This is a genomic window from Actinoallomurus acaciae, assembly GCF_042429965.1.
Lineage (GTDB): Bacteria > Actinomycetota > Actinomycetes > Streptosporangiales > Streptosporangiaceae > Actinoallomurus > Actinoallomurus acaciae.
This window is the reverse complement of record NZ_JBHLZP010000600.1, coordinates 1-1,009: the sequence shown is the minus strand read 5'-3', so window position 1 is coordinate 1,009 and position 1,009 is coordinate 1. Positions and strand designations below refer to the sequence as shown.

The window sequence follows — 1,009 nt, the reverse complement described above, 5'->3', positions numbered from 1 at the left end:
CGCGATGGCGGGCTCCGGACGCGTCCTCCATGGCCACCTCGCCCTGAACGCCGATGGCGATCTGGAAGGCGGCGTGCCGGTGAACCGCGCTCTCCGTCACCGGACCCCGGTAAAACGCGTAGCCGTCGCCGATGGCGAAGTGCCGCCCCGTCTCCTCCACGCGCGTCATGCTTCCACGCGGAGACCGTGCGCGCGGTGGTGGCCGCCACCGCCCGGGCCGCCGCGCTCCGCGCATGGACCGTCAGGACGGGCCCGGTGGGCGCCAGTCCAGCACCGGGCCGAGCGCCCGCAGCATCGCTCCCGGCGGGACGAGGCGGAGCATCCGGTTCCGGACCGCGACCGCGGACGCCGAGCTCCACTGCGCCACGGCGCCCGTACGGCGGGAACGGCGGGCGATCGTCTGGGTGCGGGGCCGGCGTTCGCGGTCGTAGGCGGCCAGCGCGGACGGCACCGACGGATCGGCGTCGAGGAGGGCGGCCAGCGTGACGGCGTCCTCCAGCGCCTGGTTGGCGCCCTGGCCCTGGTCCGGGGTCATCAGGTGCGCGGCGTCGCCGAGGAGCGCGACCCGGCCGCTCACGTAGGACTCCAGCGGCGGCAGGTCGTAGATGTCGCCCCGCAGCACCGCCTCCTCGGCGGCGGCGTTCAGCAGCGAGGGGATCGGATCGTGCCAGCCGCCGAACCGGCGCCGCAGCTCGGCCGACTCGCCGTCGGCGCTTCGTTCCCCCTCGGGGGCGTTCGCCACGGCGAACAGGTAGACCTTGCCTCCGGCGAGCGGGACGACGCCGACCCGCTCGCCGCGGCCCCACGTCTCACCGCCCGTGTCCGGGCGTCCCTCGGGGGGATCGACGACCAGCCGCCAGGCCGTGTAGCCGGCGTACCGGGGGCCGGGCGCCTCGGGCCAGACGGAGCGGCGCACGGCGCTGCGCAGGCCGTCGGCCCCCACCAGGAGAGCGGCGCGGGAGACGCCTCCCGCGTGCGTGACCTCGACCCGGGTCCCGTCGTCGCGGAC

General features: G+C 76.7%; 1 protein-coding gene. It reads right to left on the bottom strand.

The annotated features are described in order from the left end of the window. Positions 1-241: 241 nt before the first annotated feature. Positions 242-1,009: FAD-dependent monooxygenase (locus ACFFNX_RS42920; RefSeq protein ID WP_378212001.1), on the bottom strand; the 768-nt coding region annotated here is incomplete at its 5' end.